This window comes from Mesorhizobium sp. 113-3-9 (assembly GCF_016756515.1).
Classification (GTDB): domain Bacteria; phylum Pseudomonadota; class Alphaproteobacteria; order Rhizobiales; family Rhizobiaceae; genus Mesorhizobium.
Genome location: NZ_AP023246.1, coordinates 3307335 through 3328841 on the forward strand (window position 1 = coordinate 3307335; position 21507 = coordinate 3328841).

The following is a 21507-nucleotide window of genomic DNA, read 5'->3' on the forward strand; positions in this document are numbered from 1 at the left end:
GGGATGTGGCAGAGCAGGCAGTACAGATTGCCGCGGTGACCGACTTGCCCGACGGGCAGGCCTCTCATTCCGCCATCGTCGCCGCGAACGACGCCTACACGGCGCGATTGCACACCAGCCTCGAAGCGGTCAAGCCGCTCTGGCTGCGCCTCCAGACGGATGGCGTCTGCACCGCCCACCAGCATTTCGCGTGGGTGGAGGGGATCGTGGCGCGGCTGATGCCGGCAGGCGCGGAGCCGCTCATCGTTGAAGTGAACAACGCGGTGACGGGCGCGCCTCTGATGCTGGTGCCGCTGATGCTGCGGCCGGCCTTCCACCATCGGGTGATCGAATGGCTGAGCTGTGGCGTCTGCGACTATTCGGCACCGCTGCTGGCCGATGCGAGCGCGTGGACGGCACAATCCGCGCAGGCCGCGTGGGCGGCGGTGCGCTCCGTGCTGCCGGCGGCGGACCGCGTCAACATCCTCGGAATTCCACGGCGCATCGACGGCGTCGCCAATCCGCTGGCGCTGCTTCCGGCGACGCGCGATTCCCTCCAGACCACCTTCGGCCTGGCCATCGACGGCGAGCCTGAAACCGTCCTCAAGCGCCTGTGCAGGCCATCCTTCGTCAAGGAATTCGGCAAGGACTGGCGCCGGCTTGAACGGCTCGGCGGCGTGGAGCTGGTCGAGGCCGGCACGCAGGCCGAGGTGGAGCAACTCTTCGGCGAACTGATCCGGATGCGGCTCAGCCGTTTTCGCGAGCTTGGCCGCTTCGACCTGCTGACGCAGGAGGCGGTTGTCGATTTCTACCGCAACGCCGCCCTGCAGGGTCTGCCGGACGGATCGGTGCGGCTCTTCGGGCTGCGCGTCGGCGATGCCCTGATCGCCGTCCAATATGCGGTGGTCCATCAAGGGACTGTTCATGCTCTGCTGATAGCTATGGACCAGAGCGTGGTGCCCAATGTCTCACCGGGCCTCTTGATCATGGGCCGGCTGATAGGCTGGGCGCGCGAGCGGCGGTTCGATTACTTCGACCTGTCGGTTGGCGACCAGAGCTACAAGGAACGTATGGGCGCCAAGGCTTCGGTGCTGGCCGAACTACGCCAGGGGTTGACGGTGCGGGGCCGTGTCGCGAGCACTGCCATCGAGCTCCGCAACCGGACCGAAGCCTTCGTGCGTTCCAACCCCCGGCTGCGCACCGCGGCCCAGGGGATGATGCGAGGTTTGCGGCGTCTTCGTGGGGGATGACGAGGGCGGGCCTGAACGACGGGAGAAGGACGTGGCAGGCCAGGCAATGCGAATAGAAGCGGTAGCGGATGCAGCGGGCCAGCTGGCCTCCCCCGATGTCGCCGGTCTGGGCGCCGTCGCGCACTATACGGCGCGGCTGCACACCAGCTTCGACAGCGTAAGGCCGCTGTGGCAGCGCCTTGAGGCGACCGGCCTATGCACCGGTCATCAGGGCCTTGCCTGGGTGGAAGGGATCGCCAAACGGCTGATGCCCGCAAGTGCCGAGCTGCTGGTCGTCGAGGTCAACGACGCCGTCACGGGCGCGCCGGTCATGCTGCTGCCGCTGATGCGGCGCCGGGCGCTTGGACACCATGTCATCGAATGGCTGAGCTGTGGCGTGTGCGATTATTCGGCGCCGCTGCTGGCCGATGCGAGACCCTGGACCAGGCAAGGTGCCGATGTCGCGTGGGCAGCGGTCCGCGCCGTGCTGCCGCCGGCGGACCGCATCCACATCGCGGGCATTCCGCAACAGATCCATGGCGTCGCCAATCCGCTGGCGCTGCTTTCGGCGACGCGCGATTCCATCCAGATCGCCTCGGGCCTGGCCATGCATGGCGAGCCGGCGACGCTGATCAAGCGCATCTGCAAATCGTCCTTCGCCAAGAACTTCCACAAGCACTGCCGCCGCTTCGAACAGATGGGCAAGCTCGACCTGGCCGAAGCCGAGACACCGGATATGGTGGAAAAGCAGTTCGCGACGCTGCTGGAACTCAGGCTCAATCGCTTTCGCGAGCTCGGGCGTTTCGACCTCCTGACGCAGGCACCGGTCGTCGAGTTCTATCGCAACGCCGCCCTGCAAGGCCTGTCCGACGGCTCGGTGCGGCTGTTCGGGCTGCGTGTCGGGCAAACCTATCTCGCCGTCATCTACGTGCTGATCATGAAGGGCACCTTGCACGCCCTTCTGCTCGGGATCGACCAGGACGCGGTGGCCAACGCCTCGCCGGGCCTGACGACAATCGGCAAGCTGATGATGTGGGGGGTGACGCAAGGGCTCGGCTATTTCGACCTGTCGGTCGGCAGCCAGGGCTACAAGCAGCATATCGGCGCTTCAAGCTCGGTGCTGGCGGAGCTGTGCGAGCCGATCACGCTGCGGGGCAGCGGGGCGACCGCCTATATCAAGCTGCGCGGCAGGATCGAGCTTTTCGTGCGCTCCAGGCCGGAACTGTACAAGACCGTGCAAGGTGTGATGCGCCGGTTGCGGCGATTGAAGAACTGAGGCTGCTCGTCAAGGCGACTTCGTTCTGGGAGGGACGGGTGGATTGACAAGCTCCCGCCAACGTCATCAGGCTCCCGAAAGAACAATGATTTCGGGAGGCAATGATGGCAAGCCTGGTGGTGATGTACGGCACGCCTGCGGATCCGGCGGCGTTCGATGCCTATTATCGCGAAAAGCACATTCCGCTGGCCAAGACCATCCCGGGATTGCGGCGCTATGAAATCAGCCGCGGCCCGGTGATGACGCCGGCCGGACCAGCGAAGGTCCACCTGCTCGCTACCTTGCGGTTTGACGATCTGGCCGCCATCCAGAATGCATTCGCCAGCGCCGAAGGGCAGGCTGCCGCAGCCGACCTCCAGGTCTTCGCGACCGGCGGCGCCGACATGCTGATCTTCGACGGTGAAGATGTGTGACGGCTCACAGCGGCTCGGTGTCGAAGAGCAGCATCGTCACCAGATCATCATCGCCGGCGAACTTTCGCCGGTCCTCCGCGCAGGCCCGGCCGATCTCGCTGGCAAAGGCCGTGCGAATGGCCTCCGGACTGTCGAAATAGAGGATGGCGACCCTGTAGGGCGTCTCGCCCGGCAGGACATTCATGATCGGCGACCGGCTGATCTCGTAGCGCCGCAGTCCGGGCAATTGCTTGGCCAGCGGCACGTGAATGTCGTGATAATGGCGCTCGAAGGCCGCGGGATCGGCGGGGGTTTTGTAGATGACGAGCATCTTGGCCATGGTGGTGCTCCCTGTTTGAGGTGATCGCGCCTCGTCGGCGCCGCACCAATGTCGTTCGCCGGGAGCGGATTTCGACAGGGATGCCGGATTTTCGCAGGACCGGCGGCATGGCCCGCAGGTAGTGTCTCAGCTTGAATTTGGTGGCGGACCCGCCCCGTCTCGACCGGAGGCCTCCAGCACATGACTGGCGCTCTTCCCCTGAGCTACGGGCCGCCAATTCGAATATATCAAGCTAACCGCTTTTTGTAAGGACCAACTGACGCACTACCGGCCCGCGCCCGAAATTGACAGGACTGCATGTCTCCGTCATCCTTGAGCGCAGTCGCCGATGTGTCAGGGCGACCGAGGGCAGCGTCATGTTCAGTCCCGTAACCAGCCAGAATGCCAAACGCGCCGCGGTGCGCAAGGCGCTCGACGCCCACAAGGTCTACATCACCGCGCAGAGCTTTTCGGACGGCGCCTACAGAGCGCGCGTGCTGGTCGACGGCGAGGCCTACTGGGTGGATGAGTTCCGGCTCGAGCAACTTCGGCAGGGGCTATCGCCGGCCGAACTCGAACTGACGCCGGCCGCCGACGATTGAGGCCAAGTGAACAATCGCAAGTGGTGCAAACGTAGCGCTCTACGGCGCCCCCCTCTGGCCTGCCGGCCATCTCCCCCACAAGGGGGGAGATGGGATGTCGCGACGGCCTTCGCCAATCTCCAAAGTTGTAAGGGGAGAGCCGGCGCCACGGCTGCCAATCTCCCCCCTCGTAGGGGAGATGTCCGGCAGGACAGAGGGGGGCGCGAAGGAACGCGGCAGGCTGCCGCGCGCTTCGGGCGATAAACCATGATCGCCCCTCCCAAACTCAAAACCTATCGCGCCAAGCGCGAATTCTCGAAAACCCCAGAGCCGGCGGGCGGGTTGATCAGCGGCGACGGCAACCGCTTTGTCGTTCACAAGCATCATGCCACGGCCGATCATTACGACCTGCGCCTGCAGGTCGGCGATGTGCTGAAGAGTTGGGCGGTGCCACGCGGGCCCTCGCTCAACCCGGCCGACAAGAGGCTGGCGGTCGAGACCGAGGACCATCCGCTCGAATATATCGACTTCGAGGGCGTCATCCCCGAGGGCGAGTATGGCGGCGGGCCGATGATCGTCTGGGACACCGGCACATGGGCGCCGATGGACGACGTGGAAAAGAGCCTGAGGACCGGGGCGTTCAAGTTCCGGCTTGCCGGCGACAAGCTCAATGGCGGCTGGATGCTGACGCGCCTGAAGCCCAAGCCCGGCGAGGACGCGGAAAAGAAAAACTGGCTGCTGTTCAAGGAGCGCGACCTTGCCGCCGACACGACGCTGAACATCCTCGAAGCACGGCCGGAAAGCGTGAAATCGGGATTGCGCATCGAGGAACTGGCGGCAGCGGCAAAGCCGGCCGCGAAGTCCGCGCCCAAGCCGGGTTCGCTGAAGCCAAGCACGCTGCCTGGCGCCGTCAAGGCGCCGGCGCTCAGCCGCATCGAGCCGCAGCTGGCGACGCAGGTGCCAAAGCCGCCGGGCGGCGAAGGCGTCGCCGAGAACACGAACGAGCTCTGGCTGCACGAGATCAAGTTCGACGGCTACCGCACCATGGCGCATGTTTCCGACGGGCAGGTGCGGCTGATCACCCGTGGCGGCATAGACTGGACAAGACGCTATGGCGACCTGCCGCACGCCTTTGCCAAATTGCCCTGCCGCGAGGCGATCGTCGACGGCGAGATCGTCGTGCTCGATGGCCGGGGGATCAGCCGCTTCGCGCTGCTGCAGGACGCGCTGGCCGAAGGCGCCGGCAGCAAGCTGCATTTCTATGCCTTCGATCTCCTGCATCTCGACGGCTGGGATTTGGCCAAAGCGCCGCTCATCCGGCGCAAGGCGCTGCTGGCGGAACTGCTCGCCGGCCTCGGCGCCAATTCCGCCATCCAGTTCTCCGACCATGTCGAAGGCTCGGGGCAGGGGCTCTACGACCAGGCGACGGAGCTCGGGCTGGAAGGCGTCGTGTCCAAACGCGCCAACGCCATCTACCAGAGCGGCCGCAGCAAGAGCTGGACCAAATGCAAGGCGCTTCAGAAGGACGATTTCGTCATCGCGGGCTACACGACCTCGCAAGCGGCGGAAGGGCTGGCCGCACTTGGCATGGCCGAGTGGGAGGACGGCGAACTGCATTATCGCGGCAAGGTCGGCACCGGCTTCGATGCCGAGACCGCTGCCGACCTGCTCACCCGGCTGGAGCCGCTGACATCAGGCGCGACGCCGCCCGAAGGCGTGCCGCGCGAGATCATGCGCGAGATGCACTGGGTGAAGCCGCTGTTTTCGGCGCGCATCCACTATGCCAACCGCACGGCGGACAATTCGTTGCGCCATGGCGTGTTTCGCGGTCTCAGGGATGTCGGCCTGTCGACACCGGTCTCGGCCAAGCGCAAACGCCTGATATCCGAGGCGGACCTTGCCACCATCTGGGTGACCAATCCGGAGCGGCGGCTGTTCGGCAAGACCGGGCCGACCAAGCTCGACATCGCCGTCTATTACGCGCTGGTCGGCGACTTCATGCTGCCGCACATTCTTGGCCGACCGGTGTCGCTGGTGCGCTGCCCGACCGGCCTGCCCAAGGATTGCTTCTTCCAGCGCCACGCCTTCACCGGCATGCCGCCCTCGGTGGTGACGTTCCAGGCGACCAATTCAGAAGGCGAGACAAAATCCTATCTCTCGGTCGAAGGCGCCAAGGGCTATCTGGCGCTGGCGCAGTTCGGCGTCGTCGAATTCCACACCTGGGGCACGCACCGCGCCAGTCTCGACAGACCCGACCAGATCGTCTTCGACCTCGACCCGGGCGAGGGGATTTCGTGGCGCGAGGTGGTGGAGGCGGCCGTTCACATCAAGGGCGAGCTGGAGGGGCTGGGCCTGGTGCCTTTCGCCAAGACGTCCGGCGGCAGCGGCATCCACATCACCGTGCCGGTTACATCAAGGCAGAACTGGAAGAAACTGCATCAGGCGACCAGCGCGATCGCCACGCATCTGACGGCAACCGCGCCCGACACCTTCACCACCACCATGGGCAAGGAAAACCGCAAGAAGCGCATCTTCATCGACTATCACCGCAACGCGCGCGGCCACACCTCCGCTGCCCCCTATTCGCTGCGCGCCCGCACCAATCTGCCGGCCTCGACGCCGGTGAGCTGGAGCGACCTGGAAGCGATCGATGCGCCGCAGGATCTGAACTATTCGTCGCTGCCTGGCTTGCTGGAGACGTCGGGCGATCCCTGGGCGGATATCGATGAGTTCGCGCGGGATTTGCCGGTGGTGTCGTTGACGGGGAGCTCCTCTGCTTCTTCATCCTAGCGCGAAGCAGGAGCGAAGCTCCGTCGCGAAGACCCTAGGATGACGAAGCTTCGAGGCATTCAGCCAATCACCAGCGCTTCGCCGAGCCACCTCTCCCCCGCCTCCGCGGGGAGCGAGGAACCCAAGTCCATCGACGCTTCATACAATTTGAATTATCCTCCGCCCGCGACCCCTCCGGCGCCCTAAACCATTTCGTCAGGGATTTGCCGGTATCATGCGGGGTCGGTGTAGGATTTCCATGGCGCCAATCGTCCTTCGGACGAAAGCGCTGCAGAGAGCATGATCCCAAAAAGCGGGAACCGGTTTTTGGACAAGACCATGCTCAGTCAAAATGTCAGTGCATGGCCGCGTAGGAGTATATCATGGCGCCCAGGGCAAGTTGGAAAGGTTACCTCAAGCTCAGCCTCGTCAGCTGTCCGGTGCGGCTATACCCCGCAACGACGACCAGCGAGCGCATCTCGTTCAACCAGCTGCACAAGAAGACCCACAACCGCATCAACATGAAGCCCGTCGATCCCGAACTCGGGCTGGTCGAGCGCTCGGACCTGGTCAAGGGTTACGAGTATGAGGACAAGCAGTACATCATCATCGACGATGCCGACCTCGACGCGGTGCGCATCGAATCCAACCACACGATGAACATCGAGGCCTTCGTCGACGAGGGCGAGGTCGATGTCATCTACCAGGATGCGCCCTATTACCTGGCGCCGGATGGGGCGATGGCGGAGGAGACGTTCGCCGTGCTGCGCGAGGCCATGCGCAAATCCGGCAAGCTGGCGATCGCGCGGCTGGTTCTGTCCAGCCGCGAGCGAGTGGTGACGATCGGCGCGCGCGAGAACGGCATGTTCGTGTGCACCTTGAGAAACCCGAACGAAGTGCGCGGCACGGCTGAATATTTCGGCAACATCCCGGCCGGCAAGCCCGACCAGGAAATGCTTGAACTCGCCGAAGCGCTGATCAAGCAGAAGGAAACTACCTTCGATCCGAAGAATTACGAGGACCGCTACGAGATCGCGCTGATGGCGATGATCCGCGAGAAGCTCAAGGGCCACAAGCCGATCATCGCTGCAGCGCCCGAGCGCGGCAATGTCATCAACCTGATGGATGCACTGAAGGCGAGCCTGTCGCAGTCGAAGCCGCCGGCCAAGTCGAAGAGCAAGGCCGACGAGGTCGCGGCAAAACCCGCCGCCAAGAAGGCGGCAGCGGGCGGGGCTGCTGAAAACCCGCTGAAGGCCAGTCTGCTCAAGGCGGTCGGCAAGAGCAAGAAATGACGGCATCGGCCGTCGCGGGCGCCGTCTTCGGCACGATCGGCGCGCTGGCGGCGTTTCCGCTCAGGCTCGCCGCCCGCGAGGTCGAGCGCCAGCATGGCCAGCTCAGGCGCGGCATCACCCGGCGCACCACGCATGTCGTGTTCGGCCGTACGCTTCTCGCCAAGGCTGGCCTGACCAAAAACGGCGATGCCGGGATCGAGCGCCGCGTCGCCGCCGAACGTGCGGCAGGGCGCATCCTGATCAGCGAGAACGGCTTTTTGCGCCTGCTCGGCTTGATGAAGGCGCCGGAGGCGTCCTCGCTATCGCGGCAGTCGCTGATCGACCAGTCTCGGCTGCCCGGCGCCGACCTCGATCTGCTGTCGCTCTTCGATGCGTTCGAACATGACGCGGAGCCCTATTCCTTCCGCGACCTGATCCTGGCGCGCAAATATGCGGGGCTGGTGGCGGGCGGCGCCAGTTGGGGCGCGATCGCGCGCTCCGTGCACCGCTCCGGCCCGGTGGCGTCACTCACCGCAAAATCGCTCGCTGTCGGCTCGCAGCATGGCCGCGCCGACGCGATCTATCTCGAAGGCGGCCAGAGCGAACTCGACGGGCAGTTGCTGTTTGACCTGGGCAGCGCCGCCCAGGGAGACGACACGCTGGAAGACCTGTTCGCCGAGGCCGAAGCGGCGGAGGAGGGCGGCGACCATGACGGTGCCGCCGCGCTCTACCAGCGCTGCCTCGCCATCGATCCGACCGACGCCATCGCCGCCTTCAACCGCGCCAACTGCCTGCGCGCCGCCGGCCACGCGGCTGAGGCCGCGCATGACTATGCCAGAGCGATAAAACTGGACCCCGCCTTCGTCGAAGCCTGGTTCAACCTTGCCGGCCTGATGAGCGAGCAAGGCCGCGACGCCTCGGCGCGAAAGCACCTGCAGAAGGCGATCGCGCTCGACAAGGCCTATGCAGACCCGGTGTTCAACCTGGCGCGGCTGGAATTCGACGCCGGCAATCTGCCCGAGGCACGGCGGCTGTGGGTGCGATATCTGGAACTCGACGCGGATAGCGAATGGGCCGGGGTGGCGGCCAAAGGGGTGCAGTTCGTGGATATGCAGCTGGCGCGGACGGCGGGGTGAGGGAAAGTCTTCTGTTCGGCGGCCTGTTCGACGTTACTGTTGACGGGCAGTCAAAGCTGGCCGCGGTGTCTTGAAATCGTCCCAATGCTCCAGATATGCTGCGCCCGGGTGGGTCGATAGCAGTTTGCGTGGGCAGCAATATGCGTTTGAGGGGTGTTCTGCTGGCGCCGTTTTTGGCGCTGTGCTGGGTGTGTGCGTCGCAGGCTCAAAGCGATGCGATCGAAGATTTTTCGACGCCCTCCGGTTCGGATGTTTTCTACAAGCGTTACCTGGAGGCACTGGATAAGCCGGCTTCCGCCGCCGACGCGATCACGTTCTTCGTGCGCGGTGAGGTCGCTGCCGGAAAATGGATGCCGCCGGACGAGGGCGCACAGCAGGAGCCGGGCGCCGCCAGCCCTGAAGACGTGGATGCGGAACTGGGCTCGGCAGGGCCTTTCGTCACCCATTCCTGGGAGCAGGTCAGCGTCGCCGACATCGCCACTCTCACCCGCGTTGCCACGCTGGCCGGGCGTTATGAGGCAGGGATGCAGGCGTTGCGGCCCGCCCCGCCGGCGTTGCAGGTCGCCGTGGCGGAACGCTTGCTCGAGGGGACGATCGATGGCCGCAACGCCGTCGCTGCCGCGCGCCTTTTCGAAATGGCGGCGGAGGCCGGCAGTCCCCTGGCGCAATCGCGCCTGGCCTTCCTGTATCTGGAGGGCCTCGGTGTCGAGAAGGACAAGGCGGCGGCCAGGCGGTGGGCGCAACGTGCCGCCGATGCCGGCGATGGTTTCGCCATCTACCAGCTGGCGCGCATGGCCGAGACGGACGAGACGCCCGCGGGCGCTTCCATGGCGCTCTCCCTCTATCAGCGGTTCCTGTCCGAGCCCGGGCGGTTTCGCGCCTCCGAAGGACCGACGGCGGCGGCGCTGCTTTTGGCCAACCGGATGATGTCGCCCGGTGCGGCGCTGTCATCGGAGGCGGCGGCCACCGCGATCATGAACGTGGCGGAGGTGGCGCCCGACTTCGCGCTCGCCCTGGCGCGGGTCAATCTGTGCACCGGATGCGGCGGCGTCATAGACGTCAACAAGGCCGCTGAATGGCTTCGCCTGGCGCATGATTTCGGCAATCAGGACGCCGGCTATGAGCTCTACCTCCTGTTGCGCGCCCGGCCCGATCTTGCGCAGCAGCCCAATGAAGGACTGGAGCGCCTGCGCGCGGGTGGAACGGAGCACATCGATTCCTTCGTCGCCGCGGCTCTCGAGGAGGCCCGCCAGAAGGACGGTGAAAAGGCGGTGCCGGTCGCGGCCGCGGCGTTGCTCAAGCGTGTCTGCAAGGACGACCAGTATGCCTGCGAAAGCTCCGCGCGGGCCATGGCTTCGGGCCGGCTCGACCTTGCAGCGGTCGCGCCGGGGCTCGCCAAGCTGACCGAGCTCGATTCGATCGAGCTGGTCGACATTCTGGCCGCGTATGGCGACTTCGACGGCGCGCTGGCGCGGGCCCGCCGGATCCAATCGACAAGCTTTGAAATGTCGCAGATCACCGGTCCCAGCGAGCAGCACGCCCGGACGCCCACCTTCCGACGCCTCGTCGCTTCCCGCGACGCCACCAACCTGAAGGCGCTGCCGGAAGGCTTCGTACCGCTTCTGACCTTTCTGGCGGACAATGGCGACGAAGAGGCGAGGGGCTTCCTCGAGACGCTGATGCAGCGCGGTTCGGCTGGCAAGCCCGAGCCGACGGCGCCTCCGCTTGACGATGCCCGCGCGGCTTTCGGCCATGTTGCCGCCAGGGGCGGCCTGTCGCGCGCCTTCGTCAATGCCGCACGCGATCTGTCGGGTGCACTCAAGCAGGCTGAGCAGCCGAAAGAGGCGCTGCGCATGGAACTGACGGCGCTTTCGGCCGAACTTCAGCTCAACGAGATCGCTGGGCTTTCCGAGGGAGCCCTGCAGCGCGACCTGACGCGCGTCTGCCTGCTCTCCAAGGCCAGTGAACGGACGCTGGCCCTGGGCTCGAATGACGTGGCGATGGTGCTGGCCAAGGACGCCGTCAACACGCTGCAGACGGTGCGCTCGGCGCTGTCGAGCCTGCCCGAACATCTGCAGACATGTTTCAGCGACCTGGTCGCGGACAATTATCGCTGGCTTGCCGACTTCTTCGTGCGTCAGAACCGTCTCGCCGAAGCCGAGTCCGTGCTTGCCATGTTGAAGGATTTCGAGGCCTTCCAGTTCGTCGACCGCGATGCCGATTTCCGGGGCCGTTCCTATGACACGCTGCCGCTGTCCGAGCCGGAGCGCGGGCTGAAGGCGGCGATCGATACGCTGCGTCCGCCGACGACGCAGGATGCAAGGCGCTCCGAGGAACTGATCGTCAAGCGCGGCCAGGGCGGCCTCGACGACGCGGAGACGAAAGAGCTCGACACGCTCCAGGCAAGGCTCGCCGAGGCGGACGCCGCCTATGACAAGGCGCTCGATGCCATCGTGGAAAAGGCCGAGGCGCTGGGACGCGGCGAGGAGGTCGCGCGGATCGACGCGCTCGGATCGCTGCAGGGTTATCTGAGGGATGAACCGGAGCAGCCGGCGGTGCTGCACTATCTCGTTCTTCCCGACAGGCTGAACATCATCCTGACGACCGCCTATGACCGCAAAAGCGTGACGATCGACCAATGGGACGGCCAGCCCTTCTCGGAGGCGCATCTCAATGAAGAAATCCAGAAGCTGCACCTCGTGATGACGTCACGGTCGCGCGACCCGAAGCCACAGGCGCGCAAGCTCTACGACTTGCTTATCGCCCCCTTCAGGGCCGATCTGGACGCGGTCCAGACCAAGCTTGTGCTGCTGTCGCCGGACCGCCGCCTGCGCTACATCCCCTTCGCCGCGCTCCATGACGGCACGGGCTATGCCGTGGAGCATTTCGAGTTCGCCATGCTGTCCGACGCCGGCTACGAAATCGCCGGCAGGAAGACGACCGGCATTCCGTTCGCCGCGCTTGGAATGACGCGCGCCGCCGACGGGTTCAAGGCGCTGCCGGGCGTCAAGGCCGAGATCGACGGCATCATCAAGGGCAAGGACGGATACGGCCTTTTCGAGGGCCGCGCCGTCTTCGATGCGGCGTTCAACAAGGACGCGCTGACCGATGCGCTGCGTATCGGCGCGCGCTCGCCGGCCGGCCTCGGCGTCGTGCATATCTCCTCGCATTTCAACCTGGCGGGAAGCGATGGGTCGTCTTTCCTGCTGCTCGGCACGGGCGAAAAACTGTCGCTGCGCGATATCAAGAAGGATCGGCGCGCCTTCGATTTCGGCCGCGTCGACCTTTTGACGCTGTCCGCCTGCGAGACCGGCTATGTCGATCCGGGTCTCGACGGGCGCGAGCTCGAAAGCCTTTCCATGCTAACCGGCAGCCGTGGCGCACGCGCCATCCTGGCCAGCCTGTGGCCGGTCGACGATGCCTCGACGGCACTCAGCATGCAGCGCTTCTACGAGATCCGCGAGCGGGGCAATATGTCGAAGGCCATGGCGCTGGCGCTGACGCAGCGCGAGTTCATCGCCGGCAAGATCGGGTCGACGGATATCGCGGCGGGGCCGAGCATCGTGACCGAGACCGCGGCGCGCGGCGCCATTTCGCTGGTGCCGCCGGATGCGCAGGGCGGGCTTTCGCACCCTTACTACTGGGCTCCCTTCCTGCTCACCGGCAATTGGCGTTGAGAGATGAGCATGACGCGTATCTTTTCCATGATGCTGGCGATGGTCCTTTTGGGATTGGGTCCGGAAATCGCGCGGGCGGCGGACAAGTTCGAGTCCGGGCAATGCATGACACTGCACAATGACCGCAAGGACGGGCCTGTGAAGGACATGGCCGTGCAGCTGCAAGACGACATCATCAGGATCTCGTTCACCGAGTGGGATGTGCCCAACACCGAGTTCGAGACCAGCGCCAAATGCTATCTCGTCAAGGGCAAGCTGGAATGCCAGATCGATTGCGACGGAGGCCACGTCACGGTTTCGTCGACGCCTGACGGAGCGTGGGACCTGGACAGCACGCTGCTCTATTCGATGACCGGTTCGGAAAGTCTTTTCACGGTGCAGCCAGGGCCCGACATCGCCTCGCTGGTGGGCAAATTCAGGGTCTCCAGGGATGAGGGAAACAAGCAGTGCAAGGTCTTGCCCGACCATGTGTTCGCGGCGCTCCAGCCCGGCGACATCTCGCCGCGTGTCAAGCGGGCCGAACGGCTGCTCAGCCGGCTGGGGCTGCTGCTCGAATTCCCCGACACCGTCTATGACGAGGCCACGGCCGAGGCCGTTCGCCGCTTCCAGCGGCAATATGGGCTGACGCAGACCGGGATCATCGACGAGCCGACATCGGCCGCGCTGGTTTCGGCGGGCTTCGTCGGCACGGGCTGCTGAAATTTTGCAAGGGGGAAGTACTTCATGAAACTGCCGCGACTATCCGTTCTGCTTGCCATGGTCATGGCGCCTGGTTTGGCCTGGGCCGATCCAATCGAAGGGGAGTGGGTAACGATGGATGGCATATCCATCGCCGCGATCCATGGCTGTAGCGACCGCTTCTGCATTGTCATGAAGAGCGGCGATTGGCCGGGCAAGGAAATCGGCCGGCTCAAGGCGTCGGGCAAGGGCATCTATTCCGGCACGGTTACCGATCCGCGCGACGAGAGGGAATATTCGGGCCGTGCGACGCTGAAGGGCAATTCCCTGAAACTCACAGGCTGCGCGCTCAAGATCTTCTGCCAGACGGAAATCTGGTCGCGGCGCTGAAGCGGGAAGGCGCGCGATGCCATCCACCGAGCCAGGGAGACGATTTTCGTCATCGCGGTGCAACCGCGGCGGGCAAAAGCGAGGCCATGTGATAGAAAGCCTGTCGAAGCGGATTGTCTCTTCTTTTCCGGGAGTTCGCGCCTGATGCCCACCAGCTTCCTCTTCGACGGCTTCGACACCGCCCCCGTCACCATCCTGCTCGCCCACGGCGCCGGCGCATCGATGGATTCGCCCTCGATGACCGCCACCGCCAAGGCGCTGGCCGCCGCCGGCTTCCAGGTCGCGCGGTTCGAATTCCACTATATGGCGGCCCGCCGCTACGGCCAGCGCAAGCCGCCGCCGCGTGCCGAGACGGTGAATCCGGAATATGTGAAGGCGATTGCCGATCTGCGTGCCAGGGGCGTCACCGGGAAGTTGATCATCGGCGGAAAGTCGATGGGCGGGCGCGTCGCTTCCATGGTCGCGGACGAGATGTTCGCCAAGGGTGAAATTGCCGGGTTGGTGTGTCTCGGCTATCCCTTCCATCCGCCCGGCAAACCTGACCAGTTGCGCACGAAGCATCTGATAGGGCTGAGGACGCCGACGCTGATTTTCCAAGGCACGCGCGACGAGTTCGGCACGCCCGACGAGGTCGAGGGTTATGGGCTGTCCGATGCGATCGAGGTGATCTGGCTCGAGGACGGCGACCATGATTTGAAGCCGCGCAAGAGCATTTCGGGATTTTCGGCGGCAGATCATTTGAAGACGCTGGCGGAGACGGTGCGAGGTTGGGCGGAGCGGATTTAAAGCGCGCGTTGGGTTTTCGCACTTTCTGAAACGTCTGCGCCGCCCCTCATTGTCCTGCCGGACATTTCTCCCCGCATAGTGGCGGGGAGAAAGACGCGGTCATCGCTGCTTTCGCCTATCGCTTATGTAACAGAAATGGCGGCGGCTTTGCCACCCGCTCCCTTCGCCCCGTTTACGGGGAGAAGGTGCCGGCAGGCGGATGAGGGGCAGCGCAGACATTAGCTGTTGCCTTGGCGCAGCGCGCCGCATCCTCTCTTGCTCCCCGCTTCGCCTTCCTGCTTTCATGCGCCCAATGAAAATCGCCACCTTCAACATCAACAACATCAACAGCCGGCTGGACAACCTTCTGGCCTGGCTGGCGGCGGCAAAGCCCGATGTCGTCTGCCTGCAGGAACTCAAGGCGCGCGATATGCAGTTTCCGCGCACCGCGCTGGCCGACGCCGGATACGGCGCGGTGTGGAAGGGCGAGCCGACCTGGAATGGTGTCGCCATCCTCGCGCGCGGCGCGGAACCGGTGCTGACCCGTGACGTGCTGCCCGGCGACGATGCCGACCGGCAGAGCCGCTATATCGAGGCGGCGGTCAACGGCATTATCATCGCTTGCCTCTATGCGCCGAACGGCAACCCGCAGCCGGGGCCGAAATTCCAGTACAAGCTCGCCTGGCATGCGCGGCTGGAAGCGCATGCCGCCGCGCTCCTCGATACCGGCCTGCCTGTCGTGCTGGCCGGCGACTACAACATCGTGCCCGAGCCGCGCGACATCTACGCCACGCGCTCGTATGACGACAACGCGCTGGTGCAGCCGGAAAGCCGCGCCGCCTTCGCTGCCCTTATCGAGCAGGGCTGGGTCGACGCGCTGCGAAAAGTCTATCCGAAGGAGACACTCTACACGTTCTGGGATTACCGCCGGAACCGTTGGCCGCGCGATGCGGGTTTGCGGCTCGACCACATATTGCTGTCGAAGACGCTCGCCCGCCGGCTGAAGGGGGCAGGCATCGACCGCGACGTGCGCGGGCAGGATGGCGCCAGCGACCATGCGCCGGTCTGGGCGGAGTTGAAGTAGGTCGCGCCTGGACGATTTCGAGCAAGCGGCGACGTCTGCTGGCGGTGTTCATCCAACCCTTGGCGGCGTCCCGGAGTATTCGCGCTTCAGCAGGCCCATGATGTGGGCATCAACAGCTTCGCCATCCCAGATCAAGGCCTCGCGCCGCGTGCCTTCGAGCCGGAAGCCGAGCTTTTCGTAGACCCGTCTGGCGCGCGGGTTGAACGCGTAAACCTCCAGTTCGATGCGGTTCAGCCCCAGCGCCTCGAAGCCGTGATGAAGGAGCAGCGCGGCGGCCTCGGTGCCGTAGCCTTTGTCGCGGCCGGTTGCCGCCCAGATGGCGATGCGAAACGATGCTGCCTTGTTTGGCCAATCGATGCCGTTCAGCACGGCTTCGCCGATCAAAGTGCCGCCGGCGATGATGCCATAGTCACAGCGGTCGCTTGCCGTTTCGGCCCTTGCGTAATGGGCCTCCACCTCTGCCAGTGTGTGCTTGGCGTGCGTGCCGGTCAGCCGCTTCGATTCCGGTTCTTCCAGCCCCGCGTGGATCGCCGGTGCGTCGAGCCGGGTCAGCGGCCTCAGCGTTACCCTGCTGCCGGCCAGCACGGGTTTGGTCGCCTGTGTCATGGATGCTCCCCTGATTGACCCGGCCTTCTTTCGCACGAGGCAAGGAATGTCCAGGCCGCGCGGTCCTTTTACGCAGGCGACATCTCGCGCTAGTCTGGCGATGATCAGCATCGGGGGGCGTTTGATGCATTGCATGCCTGACAGCCACGAGCGGCGGCAAACGAAGTTCGCCGACCATGCATGATTTCGGCCCCGTCGAAATCCTGCTCGCGGCCGCTGTCATCCTTGTCGTCGCGGCATGCGTCGTCTGGCTGTCGCGCAAGGCGCGCATCCGGCGCCGCGCCCGACGCCGGGCGGATCCGGCCAACGACTATGCCGTTCGTACCGACTGGGAGCACAGCACCGGCACCGTCAACTACTCGTCTTTCGTCTATCTGGATGTCGACCGCGACGGGACATATGGCGTCGGTGACCGGCCGATGGCCGGCATCATGGTGCGGCTGTTCGACGGACAGGGCGGCTTCGTCGCTTCAACCAGGACAAACAATGGCGGCTTTGCCAACTTCGCCATGTCGATGTCTTCGGCCAATGCCATGATCCGCTCGCCGGGCACCTACCGGTTCGCGGTTTCAGTGCCGCCGGGCTGGCGCTCGCCCAGCGCCAATGAGACGCAATCGCAGGATTTCCGCCTGGCCTCCGGCTCGCCGGCGGGGCTGGTGTCGCAGGACCTGCCGCAGCCGGTCGGCCTGGCGCCTGCGCGCAGCCTGGCCGGCCGGATGGCGGCGGATGGCACCGCGACACTGTCGGTGAAGGCAAATGGGCGGGTGCTGGAGAGCCGGGTGCTGGCGCTGGGTTCGCCCTTCCGGCTCGACCTCGCCGCCGAGGCCGACATGGTGGCGATCGCCGGCGGCGGACTTGACCGGCAGCTCGCGCTTTCGCCCTATCCAACCGATCTCGGGCTGCTATCGCAGCAGGCGCTGCCGAACGAGGCCTCGCTGCGGACGATCGGCTTCGACGACGTCACTGGGCGCGGCTTCCGCAAGATCCCATGCGGCCATGCCGGGCTGCAATGGCGCAACCTCAATGCCATGGCACAGGACCACACCAAGGGCAGCGAAGGCTATGTCAACGGCAATGTCTCGGGCGATCACGTCGCCTATACCAGCAGCGGCTACCCGGCCGAGTTCAGCCGCGAGACCCCGTTCGGGTTTCACTCGGTGCTGTTGAGCGCGGCGTGGCTGAAGTCTGAAGGGGAGATGGCACTGATCGAGTGCTGGCTGGGCGAGCAACTGGTCGCCAGCGACCAGTTGGCGCTATCGGCGCTGACGCCGCTGCACTACGCGCCGATGCTCAAGGCAATTACCCGTGTCCGTCTTTCGACGAAACACTCTTGGCAAATGGTGCTGGACGACCTGACGCTGACGGGCTGACCTATTGCGGTGTCGGACCCGAGGTCACGATCGGGCCGTTGGTCGCAGCCGTGATCAATTTCAGATTGCCCTTCTTGATCAGCGCGGGCCGCTCATAAATCTTCTTCATAATGCAAGCTCTCCACTATATCCCGTGAGGACAGTGACACAGTGCCGCCTGGTGTCAATATTTCGCTGGGGATATTCCAACGCGTATCAGTGATGACTGTGGTAAATTAACACCGGTTCTTCTTGCGGCGCCTGATCAAGCCGAAAACACATTTTTGCGCCGCGACGCAGGCGATCGCGATCAGCTTCGAACTGATTTCTTGATCGAGGTCATTAACCGATCTTCTTCGAGATTTGAGACGCATCCATCCATCGCGTGCAGGCACCGGATGCGTTTTGCGATAGACGGTTGACGCTGGTAGTCTGGCCCGAGAGCCCGGCGAGGGGGGAGCGCGATGAACAGATTGGCTGACAGGTTGGCTGCGCTTGTCCTTGCCGTGGTTGCGCTCGCCTGCCTGGCGCTGATCTTTCCGCTGATCAGCACTGTTGCCTTGCACGGCTTTTCCGGGCCGGGCGCTAATTTGCCCCGGCTGGCGGCTTTCTCCGTGGCGGCACTTGCCTGCCTGGTCGGCGCCTTGCTGTTCTGGGCCGGGCTGTTGCCGGGGCGGCCGGCGCATCTGGCTGGAGCACCACTGTTCGGCCGCGCGGCCGAGGTGCGGGAGACCGGCAGGCCCGGCCTGCGCAAGATCTTTTTCGCCTTGCCGTTGATCGTGCTGGCGGCGCTGGCCGCCGACCGGTTCGGCCCGTGGCATGATGGCGGCGGAGAGATTGCCAGCCAGCCGAGCGAACCCAAGCCCAGTGAACCCAAACCCGATCAACCCAAACTTGCCGAACCCAAACCCGGTGAACCAAAAGGCCAGGATGTCGCCAGCGCGCCACCGGCCCCCGAACCGGCACCCGCGCCAGCCCCGCAACCGGCTCCGCCACCTGTAGCCGCCAATCCGCCGCCGGCAGCGGTGCCGCCAGCGCCGCCCGTGGCCGAGCCGGCGCCCGCGCCCGTCGCGCCGGCGCCGCCGGAGGTCGCGGTCATTCCGCCACCCACCGTGGCGCCCTTGCCGCCACCGCCCCCGGCGGCCCCAACGCAGCCCGATGGCCATCGCGACGCGGTCGTGTGGCTTGCGGTGGCGCCCGACGGCCAATCGATCATGAGCGCCAGCACCGACCATGTGATCAAGCTGTGGGACATTGGCGGCAAGCACCTGATCCGCAACCTCGGCGTCCACAAGGACATGGCGCGCACCGCGCTCTACATGCCCGACGGCGTCAGCGCGCTGACGGGGGGCGACGACGGCGAGATCGTTCTGCGCAAGCTTGCCGATGGCGCCGTGCTGCATGTTTTCCAGGCCGGCCAGAATGGCGGCGTCAACAAGCTGGCGATCAGCCCGGACGGCAAGCGCGCCGTCAGCGGACACGATACCGGCAACGTCATCGTCTGGGATCTCGTCAGCAATTCGGTGCTGCATGTGCTGACCGGGCACGACTGGTCGATCAGCGCTGTTGCCGTCTCACCCGACGGCAAGCAGGCGCTGAGCGGCAGCATCGACGGCACGCTGAAGCTCTGGGACATCGAAAGCGGCAAGCAACTGCGCAGCTGGCACGGCCACGAGCAAGGCACCTATGGCGCCGTGTTCACCGCCGACGGGCACCATCTGATCACCGGCAGCGGCGACCTGACGATCAAGGTCTGGGATCTTGACAGCGGCCGCGAGGTGAAGCGCTTCGAGGGCCATGAGGGCACGGTCTACACGCTCGCGCTATCGGCCGACGGCAAGCGCCTGCTGTCGGGTTCGCTCGATGGCACGGCGCGGCTGTGGGACATGGAAACCGGCAACCAGATCGCGATGTTCGACAGCCAGACCGGCCCGATCTACGCGGTGGCCTTCGCCCCCGACGGCACGGTGCTGACCGGCGGCTACGACCGCACCATCAGGGATTGGCCGGCGGCTGGCGGCGACGGCGTGGTGCTGTTTGCCGGTGCGCCGCAGTGAGGTAGCCGCGGAGGTCTGCCGTGGCCGACGCGGGCGAGGGGGCGCATTGTTGGGGTGTGCTTGGGCGCCCGCGTCAACCAGGGCGGCTCGTACCGCCGCGACAGTATCATTGCATATCGCGGGGCCCGCCGAAACTTCCGCGAAAGCGGAATAGGCAGGAGCTGCGATGTGATTCCCGGTTCGCCGTGCGTGAAACAGTTTCTCGACTTTGCCGCATTGACCCGCGGCGGGCGGGCGGCGAGGACTGGCGCTTTCAACAGGAATGGCACCGGTGAGAGAACAGACAATTTTCCGCAACGCGAAACTGGCCGATGGGTCGCTGGCGGATCTCTCCGTCACCGACGGCCGCTTCAGCGTCATCGCGGCCGCCGGCAAGACGCCGCCGGCCGGCCCTGCCGCCACCGACCCCATCATGGTCGACCTTGGCGGCCAGCTTGTCGTGCCGGCCTTCGTCGAGGGACATATTCATCTCGACACGTCGTTCCATGGCGACGCCTGGCGGCCGCATATTCCTTGCACCAACGGTTTCGACGTGCGCGAGCGCGTTGCCTTCCAGGCGCAAAACCTTGCCGCCGCCGCTCCGATGGCCGAGCGCGCCAAGAACCAGCTCGAACTCTGTGTCGGCCATGGCAGCCTGGCCATGCGCAGCCATGTCATGGTCGATGCTTCGGTCGGGCTCAGCCATGTCGAGACCGTTCTCGCCGTGCGCGAGACGTATCGGGACCTCATCGACATCCAGCTCGTCGCCTTCCCGCAAAGCGGCATTCTGTCCTCGCCCGGCACGGCGGAGCTTCTGGACGAGGCGCTGAAGCTCGGCTGCGACCTGATCGGCGGGCTCGACCCCGCCAGTTTCGACCGCGATGTGAAGGGGCATCTCGATGTGCTGTTCGGGCTGGCGCAAAAGCATGGCGCCGGCGTCGATATCCATTTGCATGATGGCGGCACGCTCGGCCTGTTCCAGGTCGAGGAGATCGCCGCGCGGACCAAGGCGCTCGGCATGGCAGGCCATGTCGCGGTCAGCCACGCCTATGGTCTTGGCGATATTCCGGCCGACGCGCTGGCGAAGGCCGGCGAGATGCTGGCGGCGGCCGGCGTGGCGATCATGACCAATGCGCCCGGCAACCATGCCTTCCCGCCGGTGGCGGCTCTGCGGCAGGCGGGCGTCGCCGTGTTCAGCGGCTCCGACAACATCCGCGATTCCTGGTGGCCCTATGGCGATGGCGACATGCTTTCGCGCGCCAACATGATCGGCTACCGCTCCGGCTTCTATGAGGACCGCGAACTGGCCGACGCCTTCGATGTGGTGACCCATGCCGGCGCCAAGGCGCTCAGGTTGGCGGATTACGGCATCATGGTTGGCGCCAAGGCCGATTTTGTCGCCATGCGGGCGCTGCATGTGCCCGAGGCGGTGGTGGCCGTGCCGAAGGACCGCACGGTCTATCGCCGTGGCAAGGCGGTGGCCAGGGACGGGACGATACTGGCGCGCTGAGGCGGCGTCCTTGCCATAAGGCGATGGAATGCTCCGGAGCGCGGATCGATCAATTCGCCGCTCCGCGATCAGCTTGCTGGAACGACCGCGCCGGCACCGAATTCAGGGCATGTGAGTCCGAAGACGCCTCGCCGAAATAGAGCGCGCCGCCAAGGACGAGGAACACAATGCCCACCGCCACCAGCCCGACCATCAACACCGCGATCGCCGTGCCGGGGCCGTGGCCTGTCCTGGTGATGATGGACCGATGTGACATCGCTTTTCCTCCGAAATGATCCGGTCTGGGGACCTTGCGGCAAACGATGGCAGAGGCGGGATGTTCCCGATGAAGAACCTCATCGGCCCTTTGCGTTTCCTTGCAGGACCAAGGTCTTAGGTGGTTCTGGCAAAGGTCCGGGAGGCCCCGTTCGGTTCCGGCAATGTCCATTGGACGTTCCGATACATTAGCTAGAAGAGATGT

At 65.2% G+C, this 21507-nt stretch carries 19 protein-coding genes; 15 read left to right on the forward strand and 4 right to left on the reverse strand.

Annotated features, from left to right (window positions below; translation table 11 throughout):
- Window positions 1–5: 5 nt before the first annotated feature.
- From MesoLj_RS16065 to MesoLj_RS16075, 3 genes are all read left to right on the forward strand, one after another.
- The gene (locus tag MesoLj_RS16065) at window positions 6–1229 is read left to right on the forward strand and encodes a GNAT family N-acetyltransferase (protein WP_202326665.1); all 1224 of its coding nucleotides are present in this window, start codon (window positions 6–8) and stop codon (window positions 1227–1229) included.
- A 31-nt stretch (window positions 1230–1260) separates the two neighbouring features.
- Window positions 1261–2484, forward strand: coding sequence for a GNAT family N-acetyltransferase (locus MesoLj_RS16070; RefSeq protein ID WP_244735453.1), 1224 nt, complete (start codon window positions 1261–1263; stop codon window positions 2482–2484).
- A gap of 104 nt (window positions 2485–2588) precedes the next feature.
- Entirely contained in the window at window positions 2589–2897 is a 309-nt protein-coding gene (locus MesoLj_RS16075) for an EthD family reductase (RefSeq protein ID WP_202326666.1), read from the forward strand.
- 4 nt (window positions 2898–2901) lie between these two features.
- On the opposite strand, the gene MesoLj_RS16080 is transcribed toward MesoLj_RS16075, so the two are convergent.
- Window positions 2902–3216, reverse strand: a complete 315-nt coding sequence (locus tag MesoLj_RS16080) for an EthD family reductase (RefSeq protein ID WP_202326667.1) — start codon at window positions 3214–3216, stop codon at window positions 2902–2904.
- Window positions 3217–3572: 356 nt separating this feature from the next.
- Here MesoLj_RS16080 and MesoLj_RS16085 point away from each other — a divergent pair, with 356 nt between their 5' ends.
- From MesoLj_RS16085 to MesoLj_RS16125, 9 genes are all read left to right on the forward strand, one after another.
- Entirely contained in the window at window positions 3573–3797 is a 225-nt protein-coding gene (locus MesoLj_RS16085; RefSeq protein WP_172349435.1) for a hypothetical protein, read from the forward strand.
- A 246-nt stretch (window positions 3798–4043) separates the two neighbouring features.
- Window positions 4044–6566: a DNA ligase D gene (ligD, locus tag MesoLj_RS16090; RefSeq protein WP_202326668.1), complete on the forward strand. Its 2523-nt coding sequence runs from the start codon at window positions 4044–4046 to the stop codon at window positions 6564–6566.
- A gap of 362 nt (window positions 6567–6928) precedes the next feature.
- Window positions 6929–7837 (forward strand): non-homologous end joining protein Ku, encoded by a 909-nt coding sequence (gene ku / locus MesoLj_RS16095; protein WP_202326669.1) that lies wholly within the window; start codon window positions 6929–6931, stop codon window positions 7835–7837.
- Window positions 7834–8952: a tetratricopeptide repeat protein gene (locus tag MesoLj_RS16100; RefSeq protein ID WP_202326670.1), complete on the forward strand. Its 1119-nt coding sequence runs from the start codon at window positions 7834–7836 to the stop codon at window positions 8950–8952. The genes ku and MesoLj_RS16100 overlap by 4 nt, the downstream gene beginning before the upstream one ends.
- Before the next feature lie 140 nt (window positions 8953–9092).
- Window positions 9093–12629 carry a CHAT domain-containing protein gene (locus MesoLj_RS16105; RefSeq protein ID WP_202326671.1) on the forward strand — a complete coding sequence of 1179 codons (3537 nt, stop codon included), beginning with the start codon at window positions 9093–9095 and terminating at the stop codon, window positions 12627–12629.
- A gap of 9 nt (window positions 12630–12638) precedes the next feature.
- The gene (locus tag MesoLj_RS16110; protein ID WP_202326672.1) at window positions 12639–13328 is read left to right on the forward strand and encodes a peptidoglycan-binding domain-containing protein; all 690 of its coding nucleotides are present in this window, start codon (window positions 12639–12641) and stop codon (window positions 13326–13328) included.
- Window positions 13329–13352: 24 nt separating this feature from the next.
- The gene (locus MesoLj_RS16115; RefSeq protein ID WP_202326673.1) at window positions 13353–13697 is read left to right on the forward strand and encodes a DUF2147 domain-containing protein; all 345 of its coding nucleotides are present in this window, start codon (window positions 13353–13355) and stop codon (window positions 13695–13697) included.
- Window positions 13698–13841: 144 nt separating this feature from the next.
- Window positions 13842–14483, forward strand: coding sequence for an alpha/beta hydrolase family protein (locus tag MesoLj_RS16120; protein ID WP_202326674.1), 642 nt, complete (start codon window positions 13842–13844; stop codon window positions 14481–14483).
- Window positions 14484–14775: 292 nt separating this feature from the next.
- Window positions 14776–15546 carry an exodeoxyribonuclease III gene (locus tag MesoLj_RS16125; RefSeq protein ID WP_202326675.1) on the forward strand — a complete coding sequence of 257 codons (771 nt, stop codon included), beginning with the start codon at window positions 14776–14778 and terminating at the stop codon, window positions 15544–15546.
- A gap of 48 nt (window positions 15547–15594) precedes the next feature.
- Here MesoLj_RS16125 and MesoLj_RS16130 read toward each other — a convergent pair whose 3' ends face one another.
- Window positions 15595–16152, reverse strand: a complete 558-nt coding sequence (locus tag MesoLj_RS16130) for a GNAT family N-acetyltransferase (RefSeq protein ID WP_202326676.1) — start codon at window positions 16150–16152, stop codon at window positions 15595–15597.
- Window positions 16153–16328: 176 nt separating this feature from the next.
- On the opposite strand from MesoLj_RS16130, the gene MesoLj_RS16135 reads away from it, so the two are divergent.
- The gene (locus tag MesoLj_RS16135) at window positions 16329–17522 is read left to right on the forward strand and encodes a hypothetical protein (RefSeq protein ID WP_202326677.1); all 1194 of its coding nucleotides are present in this window, start codon (window positions 16329–16331) and stop codon (window positions 17520–17522) included.
- A gap of 1 nt (window position 17523) precedes the next feature.
- Here MesoLj_RS16135 and MesoLj_RS16140 read toward each other — a convergent pair whose 3' ends face one another.
- Complete coding sequence (locus MesoLj_RS16140) at window positions 17524–17631, reverse strand: putative RiPP precursor (RefSeq protein ID WP_202326678.1); 108 nt, start codon at window positions 17629–17631, stop codon at window positions 17524–17526.
- A 334-nt stretch (window positions 17632–17965) separates the two neighbouring features.
- Between MesoLj_RS16140 and MesoLj_RS16145 the strand changes: the two genes are divergently transcribed.
- Both MesoLj_RS16145 and MesoLj_RS16150 read left to right on the forward strand, forming a co-directional pair.
- Window positions 17966–19558 carry a WD40 repeat domain-containing protein gene (locus tag MesoLj_RS16145; protein WP_202326679.1) on the forward strand — a complete coding sequence of 531 codons (1593 nt, stop codon included), beginning with the start codon at window positions 17966–17968 and terminating at the stop codon, window positions 19556–19558.
- Window positions 19559–19820: 262 nt separating this feature from the next.
- Window positions 19821–21047 carry an amidohydrolase family protein gene (locus tag MesoLj_RS16150; RefSeq protein ID WP_202326680.1) on the forward strand — a complete coding sequence of 409 codons (1227 nt, stop codon included), beginning with the start codon at window positions 19821–19823 and terminating at the stop codon, window positions 21045–21047.
- A 49-nt stretch (window positions 21048–21096) separates the two neighbouring features.
- On the opposite strand, the gene MesoLj_RS16155 is transcribed toward MesoLj_RS16150, so the two are convergent.
- Window positions 21097–21303 carry a hypothetical protein gene (locus tag MesoLj_RS16155; RefSeq protein WP_202326681.1) on the reverse strand — a complete coding sequence of 69 codons (207 nt, stop codon included), beginning with the start codon at window positions 21301–21303 and terminating at the stop codon, window positions 21097–21099.
- Window positions 21304–21507: the final 204 nt, after the last annotated feature.

What these genes read in the sequence shown, in the direction of transcription:
- MesoLj_RS16075 (WP_202326666.1), top strand. Translation starts at nt 2,589, where the DNA reads ATGGCAAGCCTGGTGGTGATGTACGGCACGCCTGCGGATCCGGCGGCG.
- MesoLj_RS16080 (WP_202326667.1), bottom strand. Translation starts at nt 3,216, where the DNA reads ATGGCCAAGATGCTCGTCATCTACAAAACCCCCGCCGATCCCGCGGCC.
- MesoLj_RS16085 (WP_172349435.1), top strand. Translation starts at nt 3,573, where the DNA reads ATGTTCAGTCCCGTAACCAGCCAGAATGCCAAACGCGCCGCGGTGCGC.
- ligD (WP_202326668.1), top strand. Translation starts at nt 4,044, where the DNA reads ATGATCGCCCCTCCCAAACTCAAAACCTATCGCGCCAAGCGCGAATTC.
- ku (WP_202326669.1), top strand. Translation starts at nt 6,929, where the DNA reads ATGGCGCCCAGGGCAAGTTGGAAAGGTTACCTCAAGCTCAGCCTCGTC.
- MesoLj_RS16100 (WP_202326670.1), top strand. Translation starts at nt 7,834, where the DNA reads ATGACGGCATCGGCCGTCGCGGGCGCCGTCTTCGGCACGATCGGCGCG.
- MesoLj_RS16105 (WP_202326671.1), top strand. Translation starts at nt 9,093, where the DNA reads ATGCGTTTGAGGGGTGTTCTGCTGGCGCCGTTTTTGGCGCTGTGCTGG.
- MesoLj_RS16110 (WP_202326672.1), top strand. Translation starts at nt 12,639, where the DNA reads ATGACGCGTATCTTTTCCATGATGCTGGCGATGGTCCTTTTGGGATTG.
- MesoLj_RS16115 (WP_202326673.1), top strand. Translation starts at nt 13,353, where the DNA reads ATGAAACTGCCGCGACTATCCGTTCTGCTTGCCATGGTCATGGCGCCT.
- MesoLj_RS16120 (WP_202326674.1), top strand. Translation starts at nt 13,842, where the DNA reads ATGCCCACCAGCTTCCTCTTCGACGGCTTCGACACCGCCCCCGTCACC.
- MesoLj_RS16125 (WP_202326675.1), top strand. Translation starts at nt 14,776, where the DNA reads ATGAAAATCGCCACCTTCAACATCAACAACATCAACAGCCGGCTGGAC.
- MesoLj_RS16130 (WP_202326676.1), bottom strand. Translation starts at nt 16,152, where the DNA reads ATGACACAGGCGACCAAACCCGTGCTGGCCGGCAGCAGGGTAACGCTG.
- MesoLj_RS16135 (WP_202326677.1), top strand. Translation starts at nt 16,329, where the DNA reads ATGCATGATTTCGGCCCCGTCGAAATCCTGCTCGCGGCCGCTGTCATC.
- MesoLj_RS16140 (WP_202326678.1), bottom strand. Translation starts at nt 17,631, where the DNA reads ATGAAGAAGATTTATGAGCGGCCCGCGCTGATCAAGAAGGGCAATCTG.
- MesoLj_RS16145 (WP_202326679.1), top strand. Translation starts at nt 17,966, where the DNA reads ATGAACAGATTGGCTGACAGGTTGGCTGCGCTTGTCCTTGCCGTGGTT.
- MesoLj_RS16150 (WP_202326680.1), top strand. Translation starts at nt 19,821, where the DNA reads ATGGCACCGGTGAGAGAACAGACAATTTTCCGCAACGCGAAACTGGCC.
- MesoLj_RS16155 (WP_202326681.1), bottom strand. Translation starts at nt 21,303, where the DNA reads ATGTCACATCGGTCCATCATCACCAGGACAGGCCACGGCCCCGGCACG.